Below are 21837 nucleotides of genomic sequence, written 5' to 3'. Positions count from 1 at the left end.
AAGATACGAAAACTTGCAGATTTGGCAAAGGATTTAACCGTTTATATCACTGAATAACAAACGATAAACGACTATTTAAGGGACGACTATGTACCCATGTGATGTGGTTGAAAGGTTGCTTTACTCGCTTACCAGTCTCGGGATTGTAGAGCATAATCTTACCCGTTCTAACTCTTCCGATAGTGTCTATCTGCCAGAATACGGTTGCCCCTTCCCAATGTTTAGATGTGCCAACGTGATAACGATGTACCAATTGGAGTGCTTCATCTTCTCCAAGTTGTTCGGAAAGAAAGCAATAGAGGTTGTTATGCTTATATCCTCTCAAGGTCTGCTCCATCGTTGCTTTTTCGATGAAGGATGGCGGTAGAGTGATTTGTGTCGGTTTGTAGTCGGTACTATCAGACGAATACAACTCTTCTTTTGCTAATGGATGCTCGGCAAAGTAATCTTTGGGAGTAAAGTGGTAACCACAACTCTGTTCGTGGTCGCAACGTCCCACGTTGTCAGGGAACTCGATTTTTCCCTCTGTGTCTATGTAGCGAGCAAAGCATCTGGGACGTTCGCACGCTGGGCAGGTGTGGCGTGTGCGCACACCTTTATATAGTTCTAATTTGAATCTATAATTGCTCATTGATAAATTTGATTTGAATAGCACACTATCTGCACTTTGTACACTTTCGGTTTAATTAAGGGGTAGAGAAATGCTGATAATGTAGAAAGTGCGCTGAGTTAAACATTGAGTTTATGGTAAAGTCCGTGTCGCTCCTTAGCAAAGAGGTGTCCGATATTGCGACTGAGAAAATCCTTAAAAGCCCTCTCTTTCATCCCCAATCGCTCGGCAATACTCAGGGCTTCGGCAGTCTGAAAAGATGCCGGAAGTTCGGCAAGGAGTTGTTGCTGTTGCTGAGTGAGCTGAATACCTGAAATCTCTGAGTGCACTTGCTGTGCTGAATGGCGGAAATACTCGGTAAGAGAGATGGCTCGTTCCACAGAGACAAGGTCAATTTCGCTCTTATCTCCCTCGGAACACGCCCAACGAGCCATTTGGATGATAAGGCAAAAGCGAATGACATACACTTCCAACTTACAGTAGACTCCGACGAGAGTTTCGTTGGGTTCGGTATCGCAGAGTTTGGCATCCTCCTCTTGCCACATATAAAGTCGAGCCTTAGCATCCTCGGCAAAAGGGATAATCTCAGGAAGTAGTTCGCCTTCTTCGTCTTTGGAGCAAGGTATCTCAATAAGTTGCTGAATGATGCTTGACCATCTTCCTTCGGTGCTTTCTGGAAGTTCCGTTCTGCTCCATCGTGCTTTCTGCTGTAGATTGGGCATCACAAAAAGGATACGGTCTATAAAACCATTACTGGAGCGTTCTCCCTTGGATAGCTCTCCGAGTATCTTCTTTTGGATGGTGCCTACAACAGAGATATAGGGACGCTTGATAAAGATGGAACTTCGATTTCCCTTGCGATCACTGATGGTTGCCTTGGCACTGAACACAGAGAGCCAAAACTGCTCCTCGGAACCGCTATTGTAGCGATTGAAGTTCTTGAACCAAGCCGATAATTCATCCGTCCACAAACAAAGACCTCGCTTATTCTGAGCATGGATAAAACTCAAACCTTCGGGCGTGATGTCAGAGACGATAAATCTTCTTCGTATAGGCTCTGTAGGTTGCTCTGAATAACCAGCCTCTATACGCTCCTTACGGCTCATTCGTACAACATTGTCATACTCAGTGTAGGCTTGTTCGTAGAGTTTATTCTCCTGATAGTCAAAGTCAAGAAAAGGCTTCATCGCAAAACTAAGCGGATGACTTTTGTTCGTGCCTGGGCGTCCAACTAATGCCACATAAAGCATTGCACTCTCTTGCCACCCTCGTTTGAGCTGGACAAGGTGTGTATTCCCGATGCCCACAGCGATAGCCACCAGCATTGCTGATGCGATATAGTCGATGGGAAAGCCTTGACACTCGTGGACTTCAGCAATGATATTTCGTATCTCAGAGGGAAAGATACCAATGGGAAAAGCAGAGTCTGAGAATGACAACCCCAATTCGATGGCTTTATCCAGCAGGACTTCTAGCACGATTGTTTGTTCTCCCATAGCCCATTATCCTTTGAATGATTTAGGCTTGTGTCGGATGCCTGCTCTTATGGAGGATAATTGTTCCTCTGAGGAGGGCGCATAAAGGATACCTTTACGTCCACTTTCTACCCATTGCAGTAGCTCTTCTTTATAGAAATATAGCTTCTTGCCACGTTTGTAAGCTGGGATAATCCCCTTACGGACGAGAGCATAGATGGTAGGTTTTGCTTTTTGAATGACTTCGCACGCTTCATCTATACCAATGAGAGATTTCTCTTCAGGTATAGGCGGACGCAATGCCGAGACCATCTCTTTGATGGCAGAGACCTGTTCGGTCAGATACGTTACCGCTTCAGGTAACTTGTCGAATGTAATTTCTTTGTCCATGTTCGCAAATAAATTTGTGCAGGTTGCCCTGCGAGTTTCTGATTATTTGCGAGCAAAGGAAATCGGTGTTCTCTCGGTGCGCTACAACTCCTTCAAGTAACTTTTGGATAACTTTCTAATGGGGTTAAATGCTCATTAATGAAAAGGTCTTTACAGAGAGGAATAAGGTATTTCCCCTCTGTATTGGTGAGCTTTCGTTGGATAGAACTCACCTCTACATCTTTCAAGGTATGGGCAAAAGTGTGTTTGAGAAAAAGGGCTATATCCTCTCTTTTCTTTCCGAAAGGGCGAGATATGTTCCATCCGAAGTGCATTAGGTCAATGCTTTTGAGTTGAGAGGATACTTTGATAGCTAGACTATTCTCTACGTTCCATTCAAAGGATAGATAGCGAGTGATCTGTTCGCAAAGTTTTGTCAGCTCTTCCTCACTCATATGGGCAGCAAGTGTTCTTTGGGTGTAGGAGGTGATGACTTCCATTTTCTTTTGCTCTTCTCTTGCCTTTATTTGAAAAGCCTCTTGACAAAACTGTTCATAGTCGGAGAGCAATGGAGAGGGAATAGTTGCCGTCGGAGCTTCTATAGCCTCCCTCTCCTTAGGTCTGAAGATATGCCAGAAGAAATCTTCGAGCAATGATTGCACCGCCAGAAAGAGCAAAAAGAAGATTACGGAACAAATAAGAAAAATGCAGAACGCAGTAAAGCCGTCCGCTCCACAACTCAAAGTAGTAGAACGAACGGCAAGGGACAATAGGGCAATACACCCGAGGGTGATTATTTGAGGAATATAGTTATCGTTAATGCTTGATGGTTTCATACTTATCTATGCTTTGGTGCAAACATAGACAAGTATTCATCACCATTCATTACTTAGGGAAATAGCGGGAAGCATAGGGAAAAGGAAGTAAATACAAGTTTCACTTTAGAGAAATCTTCTCAGCTGTTTCACGCTTTTTCGAGTTCACAAGGTCAGCATAAATTTGCGTCGTGGAGACGTTCTTATGCGTTAGCATCTTGGACACCGTGTAGATGTCTGTACCTAATGAAATTTGTATCACAGCATAAGAATGGCGAAAGCAGTGAAAGGTAATATGCTTCGTGATACCTGCTTGCTTGATCCATTTCTTCAGCGGATAGTTTATCATACTTCGTTGTAAACCTCTAAAGACTTTGCCCAAATTTGGTTCGCCACACAATTCATAGGCTTCGTAGCTGATAGGGAGAGTGGCTTCGGTCGAAGTTTTCTGTGTCTTGATACGAATGCAATACCCTTGGTCTGGTGCAAGTTCAAAGTCTTCCCAGCAGAGGTTCAGAATATCACTAATGCGCAATCCTGTAAGGCAGGAAAAGAGAGAGGCTCGTTTGAGAACCTCGTGCTCACAAGGTGTTTGTGCCAACAGCTTCACCTCATCAAGGGTTAGATACTCTTTCTTTACCTCCTTAGCCTCTATCTTGTCCAAGAAATCATTGATATTCTCTCTCAGCCATTTGTCTCGGTAGGCAATCTTCAGCAATCCCCGAAAGGTGGAGAAGTAGCCCGATGCCGAATTAACGGACACTTTCCCTTTTCGTTTGAGTTGATTCGCATTGAGGAGATATTCTCGAAAGCCTTGACAAAGTTCTATTGTCACATCTCCAAAGGTGCAATGTCCCTGCACATAGTTGTAGAAGTGCTGATAGACGATGCGCCACTTCTGATCTTTCTTTCGGCACATCTTCAGGAAGTAGGCAAGGAAATCGGTTTTCATTTTAGTTCTATCAAGAAACCCGAACTCCTCATTGATGAGCGACTGAACACGGATACAACGAATGGCTTCGGCTTTGTTCAGCATATCATTGTTGAACGAACGTTCCATCTCATTCTTGGGATGGGCGTATAGATAGATGCCCAGATACTCTCGTCTTGTCATCTGCATTGTCTCTGGATTACGGATAGCAGGATAGTAGTCCAAATAAAGCGAAATCCGTCCGCTGTCATACAATCTCTGTCTCAATGTTACTTTAGTACATGTATGTCTCATACTTTTATTGATTAGTGGGTGATACTTATTGTTTGTCTGCAAAAGAAATCAGTGTTCTTTCGGTGGGGTAAAGCACCGAGAAATAACTTATCGAATGATAGTTGGTGGTTGTAATGCTTCATCAAGTTCTCGCTGGGAGATGAATACATTACGCCCTTGTTTCACCTTCGGTATGTTGTGTTGCTTGGTGTAGTGATAGAGTTGGTCACGAGTGAGACCATATTTAGCCATTGCTTCTTTGACGGTGTAGTAACTCGGTGCTGTGGCTTCGAGTACTCCTTTGGCTTCTTCTATGTGTCGAGTCGAGTAATGGCTCTTTCCTTTGACCTTCTTCTTGGGAATGTTGTGGTCAAAGACGAAATTATAGACAGCCGTGATAGTCATACCAAAGCGAGCCGATATCTCTTCGGCTGTACACCATTCGGTAATGGAAGCATCGGGAGCTTTCTTCGCAAAATAGGCATCGATGTGTCGTTTGCTCCAATAGGTCTTCCCTCGGTTATGGGTACGAGGGATATTCTCTCGCTTAGCTATCGCAAAGAGAGCTGCACGAGAAATACCGTAGGTATCGCATACCTCGTCTGTTGTGTATAATTCCGTGATTACTATCGCATCTCGGAGCTGTCGCTTTTCATAAGGTCGCTCCGCCAGCATCTGCTCTATGTCTTCACGCCTCACAACAGAAAGACGGCTTGTTATCTTGGAAGCTCTGAGGCGACCAGCATAGATATGTTCATATATAGTTTGTCGAGAAACACCAAGCAGCCTTCCTGCCTCTGAAATTTTGAGATAAGGTCGGTCTATAATATCATTGACTTTTTTTGCTTGTTCTGCAGTTTCAATAGCACGTGTTTTCGCCTCTCGCTTCATTTGCTTATAGGCTCTACTATTGCAAGTATGCGAACAAAATCTTGTACTTCCCTTGTGAGCGTAAAACTCTGAATTACAATATTCACATATTTTTTTGATGGGAATTTTGCTTCCTGCCATATCGCTTATTATTTCGCCATTATTTGTCCACCATCGTCAATTATTGTCAGCCATTGTCCAGTTTATCCAGCATCTCGGTATATATGCGAGGAGCTGTCGGGTGGGCGAGGAGCCTGCGGTACAAATGCGGTACAGAAATGAGCAAAAGAACAGCGTCGAACGATGCCTAACGAGCAGAAAGGGCAAAAGAAAAGGCACTCATTATGAGTGCCTTTGTGATATTTGGTGATGCTTCGTTATGGTTAGTAATCAGCGATTACTTGCCGATGCAGAAGTGGGCGAAGATGTAGTGGAGGGTGTCGTCGCTGGTGATGTCGCGACCTGTGATTTCGCCGATGGAGGTAATGGCGTGCCTGAGGTCGAGTGTCAATAGGTCGGTCGAGAGCCCCATATCAAAGCCCGAACGCATACGCAGAAGAGCATCAAGGGCATCACGCAAGAGCTGATGATGGCGGGCATTGCTTACAATTAGGTCGGCTTCGCTTGCCTTAGCCGTATCCATTACATCGGTGAGTGCGCCTTGTAGTTCGTTTATCCCCTTGCCCTCACGAGCCGAAATAAATAGCGGTGTCGTAGTGATTGAGAGCTTCGTTTGCAGAGCCTCGCTGAGCCCGATTCGGTCGGTCTCGGTGAGGCTTTCGCTTTTATTGACAAGTAGAATAAATGTTCGCTCCCCCTTTTCATCCAAAATACTTTTGATGTAGTCCAGTTGGCTAGCTTCATTAAGACGTGTGCCGTCCACTACGGCAAGAATGATGTCTGCCTCTTTGATTTTGTTTCGGCTACGCTCAATGCCAAGACTCTCTATGGTATCGGTGGTTTCACGAAGCCCCGCCGTATCAACGAAACGAAAGAGGTAGCCTCCAATGTGCATCGTGTCTTCAATCGTGTCGCGCGTGGTGCCGTGTATGTCGCTCACGATAGCCCGCTCCTCGCCAAGGAGGGCATTGAGTAGCGTGCTTTTGCCGACGTTCGTTGTGCCGACAATAGCAACGGGGATGCCACGCTTCACGGCATTACCAAGGCGATAACTGTCGATGAGTTTTTGGAGTTTAAGTTCGATATGGTCACAAAGTGCAAGGAGCTCGGTACGATCGGCAAACTCTACATCTTCCTCGGGGAAATCAAGTTCTAACTCCATAAGCCCTGTTAGGCGTAAGAGTTCCTCTCGCAGAGCGTTCAGCTCCTCGCTATATCCTCCACGCAGTTGCTTCATTGCCATTTGGTGCTGTGCCTTGCTCTCGCTGGCGATGATGTCCGCTACTGCCTCGGCACGACTCAAATCCATACGTCCATTAAGATAAGCACGGCGAGTAAATTCGCCCGGTTGAGCCATACGGCAACCCTGATTGATAAGAGCCTCGAGGATGCGCTGACGAATATAAACGGAGCCATGGCAAGAAATCTCGACCGTATGCTCGCCCGTAAACGAATGAGGCGCAACAAAAGGTGTAACAACGACCTCATCAATGAGTTCGTCTGCCTCGACAAACTCGCCATAGAGAGCATAACGAGGCTTCGCTTCGCTAAGATTTACGAACCTCTCTCGCTGACGAAAGAGCGGACTCACGAAGCGGAAAGCGTCTGCACCAGACACACGAATAACAGCGATACCACCCACACCTGGAGCAGTCGCCACAGCACATATCGTATCGGAAGAGAGAGGGAAGTGCATCATTATAGTTTATTCGCTTTGAGCCACCAGATTTAGGCCTTGAAAAGCCATTAAACCTTCGTTGTTGCAATAGTCTACAAATGCTTGTAGCTCTTTCAATACGGACATCTCATTACCCATGTTCTCAAGGGGAACAGAATATATTATTTGTACACCACCATCAGGTAGCTGTAGAGTTGTTTTTTCGTGACTAGAGCACCCATATTCTTTATTTAGAACAATAGATTCTATACTGCTTCCATCTCCCCAATTCCATTTCCCGTCTTTGTCAATTTCCTCTAAGACAATCAGCAGTTTTGAGGAACAATGCTCCTCTGCTGTAAAAGAGTCAGGGAGATTGCTGCTAACATTTTGACTGTCAAAATATCCTGTATCAGAGTATTGTATCAAGCTTATAGCATATTTCTTATTATTGACATCCTTTACTCCTAGGTAATACTCAAATACATATGAATACAGGAAGTTCCAAGCCCACATATCCCGCCAGATATTTTTGTCTGATTGGCTACTGCTACTGATTGGGTTAGAAAAATGCTTCTTCCCTGTGAATTTTGGCATACCTAGCTTCGTCTTGATGAAATAAGCTAAGTCTAGCATCCTCGTTTGATAGTCATGTAGGAGTCTATGTGCCTTGCGAACATTGTACAAAGCTTTTCCTAGCTGCGTTACTTCTTCCATAATAAGTCTATATTTTGTTTGGAGATGAATTTATCCGTGAGATTGGATAGATTCCCAAAAGAGAACGTACCAAGTGGGAGTTTGCTGTCTTCGATGGTCCGATCTGATAAATGACATAACCACTCTACGTCGAAATAATTATGCAGAGCAAAGCCCTCTATCGTATCAGACAGTAACCTATCGTAATGGGACTCCAACGCATTCCCTTTCTTTTTCCTATACTCTTGAATCGAGTGCAAAAGGTCAAGCCATGTTAGTGGGAAAACACAAAACTCCTTCTCACCAACTTTTTCTTTTTGTGTTGCCAGGGAGCTGTTACCACCTAAAGCAATCAAAAGAATAGGTTTAGGATTATCCTGCGTACACTCAATTACTGCCCCCACCTCATTAATCCACTGCTGGCGAGATTGTCCTCCTTCGTCAAATCGCTTGGCCTCAATAATGATGTAGTATTGCTCCGTTTCAATTAAAACATCGGGCTCTACACGATTTGAGTTTGAGCTATCCTCTCCAATAGATAACTGAGGCCAAAATCTAAAAACAAGGATCTCTCCAATCTCTTTCGGTAAATCCTTTTTCCCCTGAATAGCATCATACAGAATCGACCAAAACACTGAGCTTGGAAGATACTGTAGCACGCCAACGGTGGAAGAGGTCTGAGTATCCTCTATGGGTTGGAACTGACTATTCTTAATCGCCCGCCCCAGCTTAGAGTGTATAAGAGCTTGAAGCATCTTAAATCTTACTTTACTGCTTTTGCCCAGTCTTCGGCTTTGAACCCGACGAGAACAAAGGTGTCTGAGATGAGCAGGGGACGCTTGACAAGCTTGCCGTTGGTAGCAAGCAGTGCGATCTGTTCGGCTTCGGTCATCGTGGGGAGCTTATCTTTGAGAGCAAGCTCTTTGTAGAGCACACCACTCGTATTGAAAAACTTCTTGACGGGTAGACCGCTTCTGCCGATCCATTCGGTTAGTTCGGCTTCGGTAGGTGCCTCGTCCACGATGTGGCGAAGCTCTACGGCTACCCCCTCTTCGGCAAGCCATTTCTTAGCCTTCTGACAAGTGCCACAGGCTGGATATTGTATAAAAATCATCGTTAGTTACTTATTGGGTTGTATGTGCACAAAGATAAGGGAATTGCAGCTACTTCCCCGAGGCCTATATGTCAAGCTGGCAATGGGCTCGTATTTACCTTTGCCCATTGTGGAGGTCAGGTTTGAAACTCGATGGAGGTCTCAAGTAGGAGCAGCAAAGGACGTTCAGTTAGAAGTCTATAAACACATAAGTAGCAGTGAAAAATCTTGTAAGTTAGCAGTCTTCGTCTAATAAGTTGCAAGAAAAAATCTTGTAAGTTAGTAGATTACAGAGATCCAACTAGTAGCTCCGTCGAGATCTAGGTTGGATCGCAACAAAGACTCAAGTAGGATCTCGGTGGATGTCTAGATAGGGCCTCAACAGAGGTCTAAGTAGGATCTCGATCGAGACTCAGATAGGAACTCCATTGAGGCTTAAGTAGGATCACAGTGGAGGTCTCAGTAGAGGCTCGATCAAGGTGCAAGTGGAGGCGCAACGGAGATCCTACTTGGATCTTTTGAGAGGAAGAGGGAGGGGAGAAGTTCAATGCTCGATCGAGTAGAGGGGCTAGGGGCGGTAAGCGCAGAAGTAGTATCTTTGCAGGGATTCGGGCAGGAATGGGTGTTGTAGAGTCCACCTCACCTCGCCACTCTTCATTTATCATCCTATTAGATCCTATGCAAGTCAAGCATCTTATCCAGCAGCACTCTCTGCTCAGCCGCTTCGTCGCAGAGATGAGAAATGTTCACATCCAGCATGACCCCCTTCGCTTCCGTAGAAATATCGAACGTGTGGGAGAGGTGATGGCGTACGAATTGAGCAAGTCCCTTCACTACGGATGGGAGGAAGTACAAACTCCACTCGGCATCGCTCAGTGTGCTCGCATCGAGGATGAGATCGTGCTGGGGACAATCCTGAGAGCAGGTTTGTCCTTTCATCAAGGTTTCTTGAGCTACTTTGACCGTGCGGAGAATGCTTTCGTATCGGCGTATCGTAAGCATAAGGATCGCTTGAACTTCGACATTTTCATTGAATACATTGCCTCGCCCAGTTTAACTGGCAAGACGCTCGTGCTTGTAGATCCAATGCTGGCCACAGGGAGCTCGATGGAGTTGGCCTATCGTGCGTTGCTCACGAAGGGTCAGCCTCAAGAGGTTCACCTTGTCTCGATCATTGCCAGTCAGCAGGCTGTAGACTATTTACAGCAGGCCTTCCCCGAAGCTAATATCACGCTGTGGGTGGCTGCTATTGACCCTGAGCTCAACGAGATGGCCTACATCGTCCCTGGACTTGGAGATGCTGGAGACCTAGCCTACGGAGAGAAGCTCTAATGCCTGTGCAGAGCCCTCGCCCCATCGAGCTGTTAGCTCCAGCCAAAGACCTTGCCACGGCCCTAGAGGCGATTGCTCATGGGGCTGATGCCATCTATATTGGTGCTCCTCAGTTCGGTGCTCGCAGTGCTGCGGGGGTCTCGGTGGAGGATATCGGGCAGCTCTGTCTCAGGGCACATCGCTTCGGGGTGAAGGTTTATGTCGCTCTGAATACCATCCTCTACGATCATGAGATCGAGCCTGCCAGGCAGCTCGCTTGGCAGCTCTATGAGGCGGGAGCTGATGCCTTGATCATTCAAGATATGGGGCTGACGCTGGTCTCCCTGCCACCTATCGCCCTACACGCCAGTACACAGTGCGATACCTGTAGCCCGGAGGATGCGGCACAGCTCGAGGCTATGGGCTTTGAGCAGATCGTTCTAGCTCGAGAGCTGAACCTCGAGCAGATCCGCCAGGTGGCTCAGAGGATTTCCACGCCGATAGAGGTCTTCGTGCACGGGGCTCTCTGCGTGAGCTATAGTGGTCGCTGCTACCTCTCCCAGGCCCTCTCTGAGCGGTCTGCCAACCGAGGGGCATGTGCTCAGCTTTGCCGCTTGCCCTATCACCTAGTCGATGCTCGAGGAGTGTATGTTCGCCGAGACGCTCACTTGCTCTCGTTGAAGGATCTCCATCGTGCAGACCTGCTCGTTGATCTGCTAGATGCAGGCGTCTCCTCACTCAAGATCGAGGGACGACTCAAGGGGGTGAGCTATGTCAAGAACATTACCTCTTACTATCGTCAGCGTATTGACGAGGTGATCGAACGCTTCCCCGATCGCTATTGCAGAGCTTCGTATGGTAGGGTGCAGCATCGGTTTGTGCCCGATCCCTCACGCAGCTTCAATCGGGGCTTCACCTCCTATGAGCTTCGCCCCAAGAGGGCAGGGCATCCCTCGGGACAAGCCTCTCTGATCAATCCTCATTCGCCCAAGAGTCAAGGGCAGTACCTCGGCTTACTCGTTTGGTCTAGAGGACAGAGGTGTCGCATTGACACGTCGGAGATCCTCGTCGCTGGAGACGGATTGCTCTACGTCGCACCATCGGGGGAGGTCGGAGGTGTGGCGATCAATGGAGTCGAAGCAAACAGAGACTTGATCCTAGCCCGTCCTTGTACTATCCCTCGAGGAAGCAAGATATACCGCAATTATGATCAAGCCTTCGAACGCAAGCTCTCGGGGGCAACGGCAGAGCGTCGCTGTCCCGTAAGGATGAGGCTAGAGGCAATAGAGGCGGGCTTTAGGCTCTCAGTCCGCAGCCTAGAGCTGCCTAAGATAGAGGCCTCGAGCGAACTGATCTGGGCGCACGAGGAGGCAAAGAGCTTCGATGAAGGGCGTTTACTCTCCGAGCTTGCCAAGCTCGGGGATACGGACTTCTTCGCTCAGGAGACCGAACTAGATTTGGGTGGCAGGCATCTCTTCATCCCCCTGTCGATGCTCTCCAGTCTGCGTCGAGAAGCCATTGAGACCTTTACCCATAGGTGGGATGAGTACCATCGTTCGAAGCCCTCTGCCAAGACCGTGCAGATGCCCTCTATAGACCGTCGAAGTCTACCCGCCAAGCGGCCTGATTGGCGACCTGACTATCGGGCTAATGTGGCTAATCGGTTCGCCCGAGAGCACTACGAGCTCATGGGTTACAAGCAGGTGCAAGAGGCCTACGAACTATCTGCCCAAGAGGCCGCAGAGCTCATGTGCACGAAGCATTGTCTGCGCTATGAGATCGGTTATTGTACTCGGCAAGGGAGGACGGCTATGCCCTTTGTCGAACCCCTCTACCTCGAGATGGTGTCCGATGGCAGGAGGCTAAGGCTAGAGTTTGACTGCGCAGCTTGCCAAATGAAGATCTACAAGGACTAAAGAATCTATCCCCCACTCGAGGTGCTGCTCAAGATCATGAAGAAGAGGGCATCAAGTCGAGCAATATCGTTACCTTTGGAGCAAACGTAGGAACAAGATAAGCCTCGCAACAAACACTTATTAACTCCAAAGACTATGCTCCTTAATTTCACTGTTAAGAACTATCGCTCGATCCGTCGTGAACAGACCTTTAGTATGCAGGCCACAGAGCTCGTCAGTCATGCTGAGACAGTCATGAGCCAGGGTCGGTATCGTCTGCTTCGCTCGGCTGTCCTTTATGGTGCAAACTCTAGTGGCAAGAGCAATCTCATCAAAGCCTTTGGCACGATGAAGCAGATCGTACTCGGGTCTATTAAGCTCAATCCGAATGAGCTTATTCCAGATTACGACCCCTTCCTCCTCTGTACGGGCGAGTGTGGCCCAACGAGCTTCGAGGTCGAGTGCCTCATTGAGGGCGTATGTTATCGCTATGGCTTCGAATACACGTCTCGAGAGATAGTAGCTGAGTGGTTGTACGAGGAGTTACCCAGTGGTCGAGAGCGAGAGCTCTTTAGCCGTCAAAAGGAAGAGGAACTTACCTTCTCCACACGGTATTTCCCAGAGGCAAAAGTGATTAAGAGCATCGGTTGCGAAGCTAATCGCCTCATTCTCTCGCTCTCGGCACAGCTCTCGGGCATAAGGTCTCGGGCATTGATGGCCTGGTTCGCTGATTGCTACGTGCTCTCAGGTCTTGAGTACGATGGGATGAAGCCCTCGAGCACGCGCAATTTGGAAGCTCAGTCCGAGACCCGTGAGGGTATTCTGCGCCTCTTCAACAGAGTAGCTCTAGGCTTCGAGACCATCAAACTGGTGCGAAGCAGCGACCCGAAGGAGGATAACCCCGAGATCCCCGAGGAGTTTACCCGTTGGATCCTAGACCAGGGAACTTCAGGACAGGAATTGGCTACGCTGCACTCTGTCTATGATGAGGAGGGCGAGGTCGCTGGTCAAAGGCCCTTCCTGATGGAGCAGATGGAGTCTGAGGGGACGAAGAAGCTCATCGCCTTCTCTGGCTACATCTTCGAGGCCCTCAAGCATGGGCGAGTGCTCTGGATAGACGAATTAGATGCGAAGCTACACCCTCTGCTTACGGCCGAGATCATACGTCTTTTCATGGAAGATAATGCTCATGGTGCACAGCTTATCTTCTCGACGCATGACACCAATCTACTCGATCTAAGCCGCTTTCGTGAGGATCAGATTTGGTTCACGCAAAAGAATAAACGAGCGGAGACGGAGCTCTACTCCCTCGTCGAGTTCAAGCCCGAGGAGCTAGCTCAGATACGCCAAGAGGAGCATGTCGGTAGCTCCTACCTGCTCGGTCGCTTTGGGGCTATCCCTTACATTAAGAGGGAGGACTAATAGCTTCCCCAAATAGGTATCCCATGGCACATAGAGCTAGGACAGCAAGGAGACGCATCGTCGGGACGCGTTCGATCCAACTACGCTTCTTGATCGTTTGCGAGGGCACTAAGACAGAGCCCAATTACTTCGAGGCCTTGATCTCGGACAATAGACTCTCGAGCGTGATCGCTGTAGACATACAGGGCGAGGGTAAGGGGACAGTCTCTCTCGTACGCAAGACACAGAAGGTCGTCGAGGAGAGCGGTCTGAGCTATGATCGGGTATGGGTAGTCTTTGACAAGGATGACTTCGTGGACTTCGACGAGGCCGTTGCCCTGGCTGAAGAGCTAGGTTATGGGGCGGCATGGTCTAACGAGAGCTTTGAGCTTTGGTATCTCCTACACTTCTATTGCCCTACGGCTAAACTCAATCGTAAGCAATACATCACGAGACTAGAGAGGCAACTCAGGGCTCGACTCGAGAATAGAAATTATCGCTATCGTAAGGGCTCTTTGGACATGTATAGCATCCTCTGCGGCTTTGGGAGTGAGGGGAAGGCCTGTGCACGGGCGCAGACACTGCGTCATGTGTATCGGGACTGTGTCCCCTCCGAGGCTCGTCCGTGCACCACTGTAGATCTTCTGGTCCTAGAGCTGCGTCATCCCGAGCGTGTCCCCCTTCGTCGCCATCTGCGAAGGGAGTAAAGGAGGGCATGCAGCGTCCAGCAGGCCCTCCATGCACCTCCTGTGGAGCTTACACATGAGCGTCTAGCTAGATCAGGATCGAGAGCCTATTTACACCGCACCTGCGCTCCTATTTAGACCTCTATGGAGATCCTATTTGAGCCTTTGTTGTGATCCTATTTAGACCTCCATTGAGTTCCTACTTGAGCCTCATTTGCGAGCCTACTTAGACCTCGATGGGGTTTCTATATGAGGCTCACTCGCACCTCCATCAAGATCTTCGGAGAGGGACTCTGCCACAGGGTCGGACGAGGAGCTCTAGAGAGGAATAAAGTTGCTCTATCCGACGGAAATATCATTCGAGAGAGAGCAGGGCTGAGGCATAATTGTGTGAGAAGTATTATCTTTGCCCTGCTCTAAATGGCAACATCACCCTAAGAGTAGATACAAGTAAATATGAAGAAGATATTGATCGCCTGCTGTGCCCTTTGGCTGTTCTCCTCCTGTGGGGAGTATTACAAGGTGCAGAAGTCTTACGATCCAGAGGAGCGATATTCCTACGCCAAGAAGTACTACAATGAGAAGAAGTACTCCCGCGTCGTTACGCTTATGGAAGACATCGTGCAGTCCTTTGCCCGTACGAGCGAGGGGCCTCAGTCTGCCTATCTGCTCGCAGATAGTTATATGAATTTGGGGCGTTTGGATGAGGCCTCGAAGATGTTCCAAGACTACTACATCAGCTATCCCCAGGCCCCCATGGTCGAGGATGCTCACTACAAGGCTGGCCTCTGTCTCTACCGCCTCTCGCCCGATCCTAAGCTCGATCAGACCGACACCTATGGTGCGATCAAGGAGCTGGAGTCTTACCTTGAGTTCTACCCTAAGGGGGCACACCGTGAGGAGGTCGAGGGAATGCTCTTCTCCCTACAGGACAAGCTGGCCTACAAGGAGTATTTGTCCGCTAAGCTCTACTACGACATGGGGCTCTATTTGGGCAATAACTACCAGTCTGCCGTGATCACAGCGCAGAACGCGCTCAAGGACTTCCCCTATACACGTCATCGTGAGGAGCTCCTCTTCATCATCCTCTCTGCCAAGAGCGATGAGGCCCTAATGAGCGTGCTGGACAAGCAGCAGATGCGTCTACGTGAGGCTATAGACTATTACTATACCTACGTGAACGAATTCCCCGAGGGCAAGTACCTCAAGGATGCTAAGCGCATCTACGAAAAGGTCTCCGCCCAACTGCACAAAGATTGATTAAAAGGTAAAATACATCAAGATGGATTACAAGAAAGGTAATGTACCCCACGACACCATCAGTCGTGATATGGTCAAGCTCAGTCAGGACACCCAAAACGTTTACGAGACAGTTATGATCATCGCCAAGCGAGCCAACCAGCTCTCTCAGGAGATGAAGCTTGAGCTCGAGGCTAAGCTCGAGGAGTTCAATACGCATACAGACGATCTGCAGGAGGTCTTCGAGAACCAGGAGCAGACTGAGGTCTCTCGCTACTACGAGCGTCTGCCCAAGACTACGCTCGTGGCTGCTAAGGAGTATGAGAATGGCGAGCTCTACTACAATATCGCTGGACGCAACAAAAAGTAAGCCCTAGAGACATGTGGCAACGCATACAGACCCTATGGCTGCTCTTGGCCTGCATCGCCATGGCCATCTTCGCAGGGCAGGATCTCCTAGTGCTCTCTGTGAGTTCGTCTAATGGGCTCTCGGAGGCAATCACACTGAGCCCCTGGAGGGTAGTCGATCTCTCTGGCTCTGTGGTGCGAGAGGGATGGGCTCTGGGGGCTGTAGCCATCCTCTCGGCCTTGCTCTCGTCCGTCTCGATCTTCCTCTACAAGCATCGCAGCCTACAGCGTCGCTTGACCATACTTAATCTGCTACTGATCATCAACCTCATGCTCTATTTAGGTTTTGTGGCTTGGGATCTTCACAGCTCAATGCCTCAGGGCGTGGAGCTGGGCATCGGGTTTGCCCTATCGCTGCCCTTGGTGAGCCTCATCTTGCTCTACTTGGCCCTTAGGGGAATTATCCATGACGAGGTTCTGCTACGTATGGCAGATCGCTTGCGCTAGCCCGCTGCTTTATAAGCAGTATTAGAACATAGAGGAGGAGCGGCAAACCCATTGAGTTTGCCGCTCCTCCTCCGTTTGATCCTGCTTGGTATCAGGGCTGGATTAACGTTTGCCAGCCTCTCGCATGAGCGATAGGAGGGCCTGCATAGCCTCGGAAGAGAAAGTGATTTCAATCCTTGCATACTCATCGGGGAAACCTGTCTCAGCTGGCTGCATGAGGTGATTATGACGAGCGAGGAGTGTCGCCTTGGCCTTAGGCAGAAGCCTCTTCAGCTCGTCGAAGTTGCTCCTATCGACCTGCATATCCACTTCCCCGAAGATGGCCACTACTGGGCAGCGTACTCGGGAGAGATAGTCCTGGGGCTTTATTCTGAGTAGGGCTCTCATGTAGGGACTTGTGAGGGCTGGGAAGCTCTGCTCTCGGAAGCTCCTCTCGATACTCTTTCGATCCGCCTCATCCTCGCTAGGCCATTCCTGTAGCTGGGCATGGAGGCTGGAGGTACGGTAGAGCTCATCGAACTTAGCTATTAAGGCCTCGGTCGGTATCGTCTCATCCGCCGCAGCGGTATAGAGCCTTTGGTTGAGCTCCTCAATAGGGGTTAAGAGGGCCAACAGGTGCTCTCTGCCCGCAAAGCTCCTCTCGAGTACCGCATGACCCTGATCGAGCATCAGCTCCAGCAGTGGTTTCACTGGCCCTGCAATGAGGGCAATACCAGCCAGGCGAACCTTAGTGCGTGCTGCCACCATAGCCGCTAGGACTGCCCCCTCGCTGTGCCCCATGAGCCAAATGCGCTGCTTGTTTACCTCCTTGAGCGTCAGGCTATAGCGCAGGGCGGCCTCGAGGTCATCAGCGAAGTCCGTAGTCAGCGAAGTGGCGAAGGAGCCAGTACTCTTACCCACCCCTCGATCATCATACCGTAGCACAGCATAGCCTGCTCTCGTGAGGCTGTCGGCCAGAACGAGGAAGGGCTTGTGCCCCATCAGTTCCTCATCCCTATTTTGTGGACCGCTGCCAGTGGCTAGGATAACAAGCGGGTGAGGGGCTCCCGCTCGGGGAAGGGTCAGCGTGCCCGATAGCTTCACGCCCGAAACCCCTGCGTCGAAGCTCACCTCACGCTCCTCATAGGGCAGCGGAGCTTTAGGTTCTTGCACTCTTACGATAGGCTTGGCTGCTCCCCTTTTGAAGCGAAGCTCTGCCGTGAATGACCCTTGGGAGAATTGCCCGACAAGCTCCCCACTTGGGCTGACTCTCCCCCGGTAGAGGATGCCTAGATTGGGCTGGGCAAAGGCGAGGCTATCCCCCTTGACTACGACGGAGGTTGTCGGTATGTCTCTAGCCCCTTGGTCAGGGCTATGTAAGAGGATCTTCCAAGAGCCCTCCTGTTGGATAACATCTAGCTCTAGACGTAGCGATCCGCCTGGAATGCCGAGGCGGCCCTGCCATCTGCCCGATAGATCTTGCCCTGTCAGCTGCAGCGAGCCGATCATGAGGGCTAGCAGTAGGAGTAAGGTCTTTTTCATCATCATTGTCTCGTTTAGTTAATAAGGTTTTAAGAGGTTGTTGTATCTGTGTTTCAGATTATTCGAAGAACTCTACTGTGCCATCACTGAGGTTGTAGATCGCTCCAAGGATGCGGATCGTCCCCTCCTCCTCCAGCTCCCTAAGGATCGTACTTCGAGAGCGAATGACCGAGACGGAGTGCCGCACATTGTTGATCGCAACCTGGTGGACGAAAGCCTCTTTGTCTCCCTTGTAGAGCAGTCTGTCGCTGCGCTCAAGGGCTGGTCCTAGCTGCTCCAATAGCTGCGTAAGAGAGCCGAGTCGTAGCCCCTCTACAGCCCCCTTGATTGCCCCACACTGCTCATGTCCGAGGACGAGGATCAGTCGTGCGCCAGCCACCTGACAGGCGTACTCCATACTCCCAATCATGTCTGTCGTGGCGATATTGCCTGCCACACGGCCAACGAAGATGTCGCCCATACCTTGATCGAATATATCCTCCACAGGCACACGGCTGTCGATGCAACCCAGGACAAAAGCCTTGGGAAATTGCCCTCCAGCCGCTCGTCGAATGGCCTCCGAATGGTTGCGGATGGTGTATTTGCGTTGTCGGAATCTCTTATTCCCCAGGATAAGATCTTCGAGGACAACGTCTGGTGTTAGGCGGCGTTGCTGCTCGATGGTCATGAACTCCGTAGTGTATAGTTCTGCTGGGGTGATAGGCTCTGATGACATGAATGTTGGATGGTAGAGGGAATGCCAGGCTATAGGGAAATGATACGATCGCAATGCTCTGCCACAGACTGGGTATGGGTGATAAATAGGACGATGCGCTCCCTAAGCTGAGCCCGAAGTCTGTGCATGAGTTCCTGCTCGGTCTCGGCATCTAGAGCCGAAGTTACCTCATCTAAGAGCAGGATATTGCCAGCTCTGAGGAGGGAGCGGGCAATAGCTAGACGTTGTCGCTGCCCCTGGGACAGCCCGCCCCCATCCTCGCTGAGCATAGTGTCTAGTCCCTGTGGTAGGTCATGAGCGAACTCTGCCACGGCGGTGTGGAGGGCCTCTACAAGCTCTTGCTCCGTGGCCTGAGGATTGCCCACCAGTAGGTTATCTCTTACGCTGCCGCTGAAGAGTGAGGGCTCTTGGGGGACGTAGACGAAGTTGGATCGAGTCGACTCTGAGAGTCGATATCTATGCCCTTCGTGCTCGAGGTAGATATTCCCCATCTCTGGCACAACGAGCCCAAGCAGCAGTCGGATGAGGGTCGTCTTCCCCGCACCTGTCCGTCCCATAAGGGCGAGCATCTCTCCTGGCTCCGCCGAGAGGCTTAGATCTCTCAGTACCCAGGGGTTATCGGCTTCGTAGCGAAACGACACTCCTTCGACTACCAAATGTACTCTGCCAGTAAGAGCTCGAAGGCGACCCTTAGTCTCTGTTTGGTACTCCAAAACTGAGACGAGGCGGTGGACAGACGTACGGGTATTGATCAATTTGGAGAAGACTCCGATGAGATCGGAGAGGGGGCGCTGCACTCGAGAGACTAACTGAAGGAATGAGGTCATCATCCCAAACGTAATTGTCCCCTGCATAAGGCCGTGGGTGCTCCAAAGGAAGGCTGCTAGGTAACCGCCTCCGAAGGAGGCGGTGATCATCATATTGGAGATCATCGAGATCCGAAGGCGTCTATTCACAGCTCCGAAGAGCTCTCCCTGTATAGAGTCTAGGTGTCCGATCTCTTCATCTTGACGCTCAAAGGTGCGGATAATGGTCTGATGTGTTAGGGCCTCCTGCATGCGGCTTGTAATGCGGCTCTCTGCCTGCTTGACTTCGTGGCTGTAGCGAAGCATACGCCTGTAGTACAGACGAGCCAAGAGGATGGCGATCGGTGTGCCTAACCCCAGGATAAGGGCTAGGGCAGGGCTGTAGATATAGAGCATGATCAAGGCTCCGAGGAGTAGGGTCATCGATAGGATGATGGATGGGACGATCTCGACGAAGAAGTTGATCACATCGTCAGTGTCTCGGATCATTCGGGTAAGCATATCTCCACTATGTACCTGACGTAGGCTTTGCCATCGGGTGTATAGGAGATGGGAGAATAGTCTGAGGCGTACAGAGTTGCCCATACGCACGGCCGTACGATTGCGCAGATAGAGTCCGATGACTCGCAGACCAGACTGGGCGACCATGGCCAGCAATAGGGCTAGGGCAAAGACCTCCCAGCTACCTTCTCGCTCACCTGTGGCAATGTCTACAATGCTCTTACTGAGCCAAACGAAGAGCAGCGACGAGGCTACTGACCCAAGGCCTACGGCAATGAGCCCTGTGAGCCTACTCTTATGCCCTCTGATCACAAAGCGCAAGAAGCTGAGGCTACTACCATGCCCTGCGAATATCTGCTTGAACCTCATCGGAACAAGAGCTTGAGACGTGTGAGGATGGCAATCCATCCGATATTGCGGATATGCTCGGGGGAGATCGGAGACACCCGAAGCGATCGAATCACTGTGCGGTGAAACATATACCACCTTCTCTGCCAAATGTTGTGGAAGCTCTTGCCTCGAAAGGCTTCGAAGCCGAAGTTGCCCCCATCGAAGATCTCCCTGAGGACTACATCAGCCAAGTGATCCTCCTGAGAGAGTCCAAAGGGGAAGATCTTCGCTTCTATCCCCAAATACTTCACCGCCATGAGGGCGAAGATCTGCATAGGTCTCATGAGGTCCAGCTCTTGTGCATATCGGCCAAAGAGTTCGACATCCATTTGCTCTCGATGCCGCTGCAAATAGTAGATCCAGTCGCATACCTGTCTGAAGGCAATCCCTAGGTAGGCGAAGTGATGCAGGATATGCTGGAAAATGTAGACAGCATTGAGCTCGCAGGGCAGGCTCAGATAGGTCTGTCCATCAATCTTGATGCGCTCAAAGGCATCGTGGTGGATGACTTCATCCATTATTCTAGAGAGGTAGCTGTCATACTTCTTGCGGCCAAAATAGGTGATATAGAGGTGGTTCTCAATGATCATATCCTCCATACGGTAGGGCTGCTCATAGAGGGCCATCCCAATGAGAGGATAGCCCTGGCGTTGAGCCCAAGCATTGGCCCGCTCGTAGTCTCCTGGTCGGTAGAGATAGACGTCAATATCACCTACTGCTCTGAGATCACTCTCTGGATAATACAAGGCCAAGCTTTGGCCTTTGAGCAGTACGAAAGGAAGCCCCTCAGCCTCGTATGACGCTCTGAGCCGATGAAGACAGTGTCGTTGATGTTGATTGGAGGCCTTGGTAGCCTCGACAATAAGGGCGAGCTTGAGATAAAGCTGACGCTCGGGTAGAGCCTCCTTGGGTAGGGAGAGGATAACCTCCCCGACTAAGGCCGGAACGCACTGCTTGTGGGCTATGGTTATGATCTGAAGCCAAAGTTTGCGAGGGAGACGAACAAACAAGCTCCCATCGACAGCCCTTCGATTGAGTGCTGAGGATAGGAGCTCTAAGAATAGTCGCTCCGCACGGCTAGGCTTTGGGCTACTCATCTATAGGGCCTTAGTCTAGGATCCCAGCTGCGTCAAGAGCCTCGATGAGAGCCTGGGCATCTTCGAGTGCCTGCTCTTTGCTGATCTCATATCTCTGCACCAGTAGCTCCGCCCAATACTCTAGATCAAACTCTTGATCCTTGACGGCTTCGATGAGAAAAACCGCACTCTCATTGAGGCTAATGGCCTTAGTGTAATCTAGGCTCGTCCCCGAGTCAGAGATCATGATGTACTCATCTGCTATCTTGCGAATAATCAAGCGATCTTTGAGTTTCATAACTTAATCTATTTGTTTTAATAGAAAGGAAACCACCCCTGCTCTGTCTTAGAAATTCAGAGGTCAGATTACCGAGATATACCTTCCTGCAAAGGTAGCATAATTCATTAAATGTACACCTGTTATTGAGACAATTTTAGATGCCTGCAGGTTCAAGTATCAAGTGCAAATTTACTTTATAGCAGCGAAGAATACTTTTGCTGGGGATTTGAAACCCAACTTTTCTCTAGGCCT

Annotated in this window: 21 protein-coding genes and 1 pseudogene; 7 read left to right on the top strand and 15 right to left on the bottom strand. The window is 49.7% G+C overall.

The genetic code is table 11. The features are described from left to right. Positions 1-85: 85 nt before the first annotated feature. The 10 genes and pseudogenes from HQ37_RS08210 to HQ37_RS05605 all read right to left on the bottom strand — a co-directional run. A pseudogene (locus HQ37_RS08210) lies at positions 86-631 on the bottom strand (DUF6371 domain-containing protein); the annotation flags it as partial. Between the two features lie 98 nt (positions 632-729). After that, complete coding sequence (locus tag HQ37_RS05645; RefSeq protein WP_036881364.1) at positions 730-2106, bottom strand: DUF3987 domain-containing protein; 1377 nt, start codon at positions 2104-2106, stop codon at positions 730-732. A 6-nt stretch (positions 2107-2112) separates the two neighbouring features. Further along, positions 2113-2475: a helix-turn-helix domain-containing protein gene (locus tag HQ37_RS05640; protein ID WP_025843055.1), complete on the bottom strand. Its 363-nt coding sequence runs from the start codon at positions 2473-2475 to the stop codon at positions 2113-2115. Between the two features lie 92 nt (positions 2476-2567). Next, positions 2568-3290, bottom strand: a complete 723-nt coding sequence (locus HQ37_RS05635; RefSeq protein ID WP_052080800.1) for a mobilization protein — start codon at positions 3288-3290, stop codon at positions 2568-2570. A gap of 100 nt (positions 3291-3390) precedes the next feature. After that, positions 3391-4494 (bottom strand): site-specific integrase, encoded by a 1104-nt coding sequence (locus tag HQ37_RS05630; protein WP_036881363.1) that lies wholly within the window; start codon positions 4492-4494, stop codon positions 3391-3393. Positions 4495-4581: 87 nt separating this feature from the next. Beyond that, a complete protein-coding gene (locus HQ37_RS05625) occupies positions 4582-5484 on the bottom strand; it encodes a helix-turn-helix domain-containing protein (RefSeq protein ID WP_036881362.1) in 903 nt (300 codons plus the stop codon). A 256-nt stretch (positions 5485-5740) separates the two neighbouring features. After that, positions 5741-7162: a tRNA uridine-5-carboxymethylaminomethyl(34) synthesis GTPase MnmE gene (gene mnmE / locus HQ37_RS05620; protein ID WP_052080799.1), complete on the bottom strand. Its 1422-nt coding sequence runs from the start codon at positions 7160-7162 to the stop codon at positions 5741-5743. 6 nt (positions 7163-7168) lie between these two features. Next, positions 7169-7837: a hypothetical protein gene (locus HQ37_RS05615; RefSeq protein ID WP_036881360.1), complete on the bottom strand. Its 669-nt coding sequence runs from the start codon at positions 7835-7837 to the stop codon at positions 7169-7171. Continuing rightward, entirely contained in the window at positions 7825-8571 is a 747-nt protein-coding gene (locus tag HQ37_RS05610) for a hypothetical protein (RefSeq protein WP_036881359.1), read from the bottom strand. The genes HQ37_RS05615 and HQ37_RS05610 overlap by 13 nt, the downstream gene beginning before the upstream one ends. Before the next feature lie 8 nt (positions 8572-8579). Further along, complete coding sequence (locus HQ37_RS05605) at positions 8580-8930, bottom strand: arsenate reductase family protein (protein WP_036881358.1); 351 nt, start codon at positions 8928-8930, stop codon at positions 8580-8582. Positions 8931-9587: 657 nt separating this feature from the next. Here HQ37_RS05605 and upp point away from each other — a divergent pair. From upp to HQ37_RS05570, 7 genes are all read left to right on the top strand, one after another. Then, a complete protein-coding gene (gene upp / locus HQ37_RS05600; RefSeq protein WP_036881368.1) occupies positions 9588-10241 on the top strand; it encodes a uracil phosphoribosyltransferase in 654 nt (217 codons plus the stop codon). Beyond that, on the top strand, positions 10241-12136 hold the full coding sequence (locus HQ37_RS05595; RefSeq protein ID WP_036881357.1) for a U32 family peptidase: 1896 nt from the start codon (positions 10241-10243) through the stop codon (positions 12134-12136). The genes upp and HQ37_RS05595 overlap by 1 nt, the downstream gene beginning before the upstream one ends. A 135-nt stretch (positions 12137-12271) precedes the next feature. After that, the gene (locus tag HQ37_RS05590) at positions 12272-13537 is read left to right on the top strand and encodes an ATP/GTP-binding protein (protein WP_036881356.1); all 1266 of its coding nucleotides are present in this window, start codon (positions 12272-12274) and stop codon (positions 13535-13537) included. 23 nt (positions 13538-13560) lie between these two features. Next, entirely contained in the window at positions 13561-14223 is a 663-nt protein-coding gene (locus tag HQ37_RS05585) for an RloB family protein (RefSeq protein WP_036881354.1), read from the top strand. 435 nt (positions 14224-14658) lie between these two features. Then, the gene (locus HQ37_RS05580) at positions 14659-15462 is read left to right on the top strand and encodes an outer membrane protein assembly factor BamD (protein ID WP_036881353.1); all 804 of its coding nucleotides are present in this window, start codon (positions 14659-14661) and stop codon (positions 15460-15462) included. A 22-nt stretch (positions 15463-15484) separates the two neighbouring features. Continuing rightward, the gene (locus HQ37_RS05575) at positions 15485-15811 is read left to right on the top strand and encodes a DNA-directed RNA polymerase subunit omega (protein ID WP_036881352.1); all 327 of its coding nucleotides are present in this window, start codon (positions 15485-15487) and stop codon (positions 15809-15811) included. Positions 15812-15822: 11 nt separating this feature from the next. Further along, entirely contained in the window at positions 15823-16296 is a 474-nt protein-coding gene (locus HQ37_RS05570; RefSeq protein ID WP_036881350.1) for a DUF4293 domain-containing protein, read from the top strand. A 102-nt stretch (positions 16297-16398) separates the two neighbouring features. On the opposite strand, the gene HQ37_RS05565 is transcribed toward HQ37_RS05570, so the two are convergent. Genes HQ37_RS05565 through HQ37_RS05545 form a run of 5 tightly spaced genes read right to left on the bottom strand, consistent with a single transcriptional unit; the run spans position 16399 to position 21603 of the window. Then, positions 16399-17823 carry an alpha/beta fold hydrolase gene (locus HQ37_RS05565; RefSeq protein WP_081951778.1) on the bottom strand — a complete coding sequence of 475 codons (1425 nt, stop codon included), beginning with the start codon at positions 17821-17823 and terminating at the stop codon, positions 16399-16401. A gap of 52 nt (positions 17824-17875) precedes the next feature. After that, positions 17876-18532 (bottom strand): carbonic anhydrase family protein, encoded by a 657-nt coding sequence (locus HQ37_RS05560; protein WP_036881348.1) that lies wholly within the window; start codon positions 18530-18532, stop codon positions 17876-17878. Between the two features lie 29 nt (positions 18533-18561). Then, positions 18562-20208, bottom strand: coding sequence for an ABC transporter ATP-binding protein (locus HQ37_RS05555; protein WP_036881347.1), 1647 nt, complete (start codon positions 20206-20208; stop codon positions 18562-18564). Further along, positions 20205-21326 carry a nucleotidyltransferase family protein gene (locus HQ37_RS05550; RefSeq protein WP_036881346.1) on the bottom strand — a complete coding sequence of 374 codons (1122 nt, stop codon included), beginning with the start codon at positions 21324-21326 and terminating at the stop codon, positions 20205-20207. The genes HQ37_RS05555 and HQ37_RS05550 overlap by 4 nt, the downstream gene beginning before the upstream one ends. Positions 21327-21336: 10 nt before the next feature. Beyond that, entirely contained in the window at positions 21337-21603 is a 267-nt protein-coding gene (locus tag HQ37_RS05545; protein ID WP_036881345.1) for a PqqD family protein, read from the bottom strand. Positions 21604-21837 lie beyond the last annotated feature (234 nt).

This window comes from Porphyromonas sp. COT-239 OH1446 (genome assembly GCF_000768875.1).
Lineage (GTDB): Bacteria > Bacteroidota > Bacteroidia > Bacteroidales > Porphyromonadaceae > Porphyromonas.
This window is presented reverse-complemented; position numbering and strand designations above follow the sequence as displayed.

What these genes read in the sequence shown, in the direction of transcription:
- HQ37_RS05555 (WP_036881347.1), bottom strand. Translation starts at nt 20,208, where the DNA reads ATGAGGTTCAAGCAGATATTCGCAGGGCATGGTAGTAGCCTCAGCTTC.
- HQ37_RS05595 (WP_036881357.1), top strand. Translation starts at nt 10,241, where the DNA reads ATGCCTGTGCAGAGCCCTCGCCCCATCGAGCTGTTAGCTCCAGCCAAA.
- HQ37_RS05615 (WP_036881360.1), bottom strand. Translation starts at nt 7,837, where the DNA reads ATGGAAGAAGTAACGCAGCTAGGAAAAGCTTTGTACAATGTTCGCAAG.
- HQ37_RS05575 (WP_036881352.1), top strand. Translation starts at nt 15,485, where the DNA reads ATGGATTACAAGAAAGGTAATGTACCCCACGACACCATCAGTCGTGAT.
- HQ37_RS05625 (WP_036881362.1), bottom strand. Translation starts at nt 5,484, where the DNA reads ATGGCAGGAAGCAAAATTCCCATCAAAAAAATATGTGAATATTGTAAT.
- HQ37_RS05635 (WP_052080800.1), bottom strand. Translation starts at nt 3,290, where the DNA reads ATGAAACCATCAAGCATTAACGATAACTATATTCCTCAAATAATCACC.
- HQ37_RS05640 (WP_025843055.1), bottom strand. Translation starts at nt 2,475, where the DNA reads ATGGACAAAGAAATTACATTCGACAAGTTACCTGAAGCGGTAACGTAT.
- mnmE (WP_052080799.1), bottom strand. Translation starts at nt 7,162, where the DNA reads ATGATGCACTTCCCTCTCTCTTCCGATACGATATGTGCTGTGGCGACT.
- HQ37_RS05570 (WP_036881350.1), top strand. Translation starts at nt 15,823, where the DNA reads ATGTGGCAACGCATACAGACCCTATGGCTGCTCTTGGCCTGCATCGCC.
- HQ37_RS05550 (WP_036881346.1), bottom strand. Translation starts at nt 21,326, where the DNA reads ATGAGTAGCCCAAAGCCTAGCCGTGCGGAGCGACTATTCTTAGAGCTC.
- HQ37_RS05580 (WP_036881353.1), top strand. Translation starts at nt 14,659, where the DNA reads ATGAAGAAGATATTGATCGCCTGCTGTGCCCTTTGGCTGTTCTCCTCC.
- HQ37_RS05630 (WP_036881363.1), bottom strand. Translation starts at nt 4,494, where the DNA reads ATGAGACATACATGTACTAAAGTAACATTGAGACAGAGATTGTATGAC.
- HQ37_RS05560 (WP_036881348.1), bottom strand. Translation starts at nt 18,532, where the DNA reads ATGTCATCAGAGCCTATCACCCCAGCAGAACTATACACTACGGAGTTC.
- HQ37_RS05590 (WP_036881356.1), top strand. Translation starts at nt 12,272, where the DNA reads ATGCTCCTTAATTTCACTGTTAAGAACTATCGCTCGATCCGTCGTGAA.
- HQ37_RS05565 (WP_081951778.1), bottom strand. Translation starts at nt 17,823, where the DNA reads ATGATGATGAAAAAGACCTTACTCCTACTGCTAGCCCTCATGATCGGC.
- HQ37_RS05645 (WP_036881364.1), bottom strand. Translation starts at nt 2,106, where the DNA reads ATGGGAGAACAAACAATCGTGCTAGAAGTCCTGCTGGATAAAGCCATC.
- HQ37_RS05605 (WP_036881358.1), bottom strand. Translation starts at nt 8,930, where the DNA reads ATGATTTTTATACAATATCCAGCCTGTGGCACTTGTCAGAAGGCTAAG.
- HQ37_RS05610 (WP_036881359.1), bottom strand. Translation starts at nt 8,571, where the DNA reads ATGCTTCAAGCTCTTATACACTCTAAGCTGGGGCGGGCGATTAAGAAT.
- HQ37_RS05585 (WP_036881354.1), top strand. Translation starts at nt 13,561, where the DNA reads ATGGCACATAGAGCTAGGACAGCAAGGAGACGCATCGTCGGGACGCGT.
- HQ37_RS05545 (WP_036881345.1), bottom strand. Translation starts at nt 21,603, where the DNA reads ATGAAACTCAAAGATCGCTTGATTATTCGCAAGATAGCAGATGAGTAC.
- upp (WP_036881368.1), top strand. Translation starts at nt 9,588, where the DNA reads ATGCAAGTCAAGCATCTTATCCAGCAGCACTCTCTGCTCAGCCGCTTC.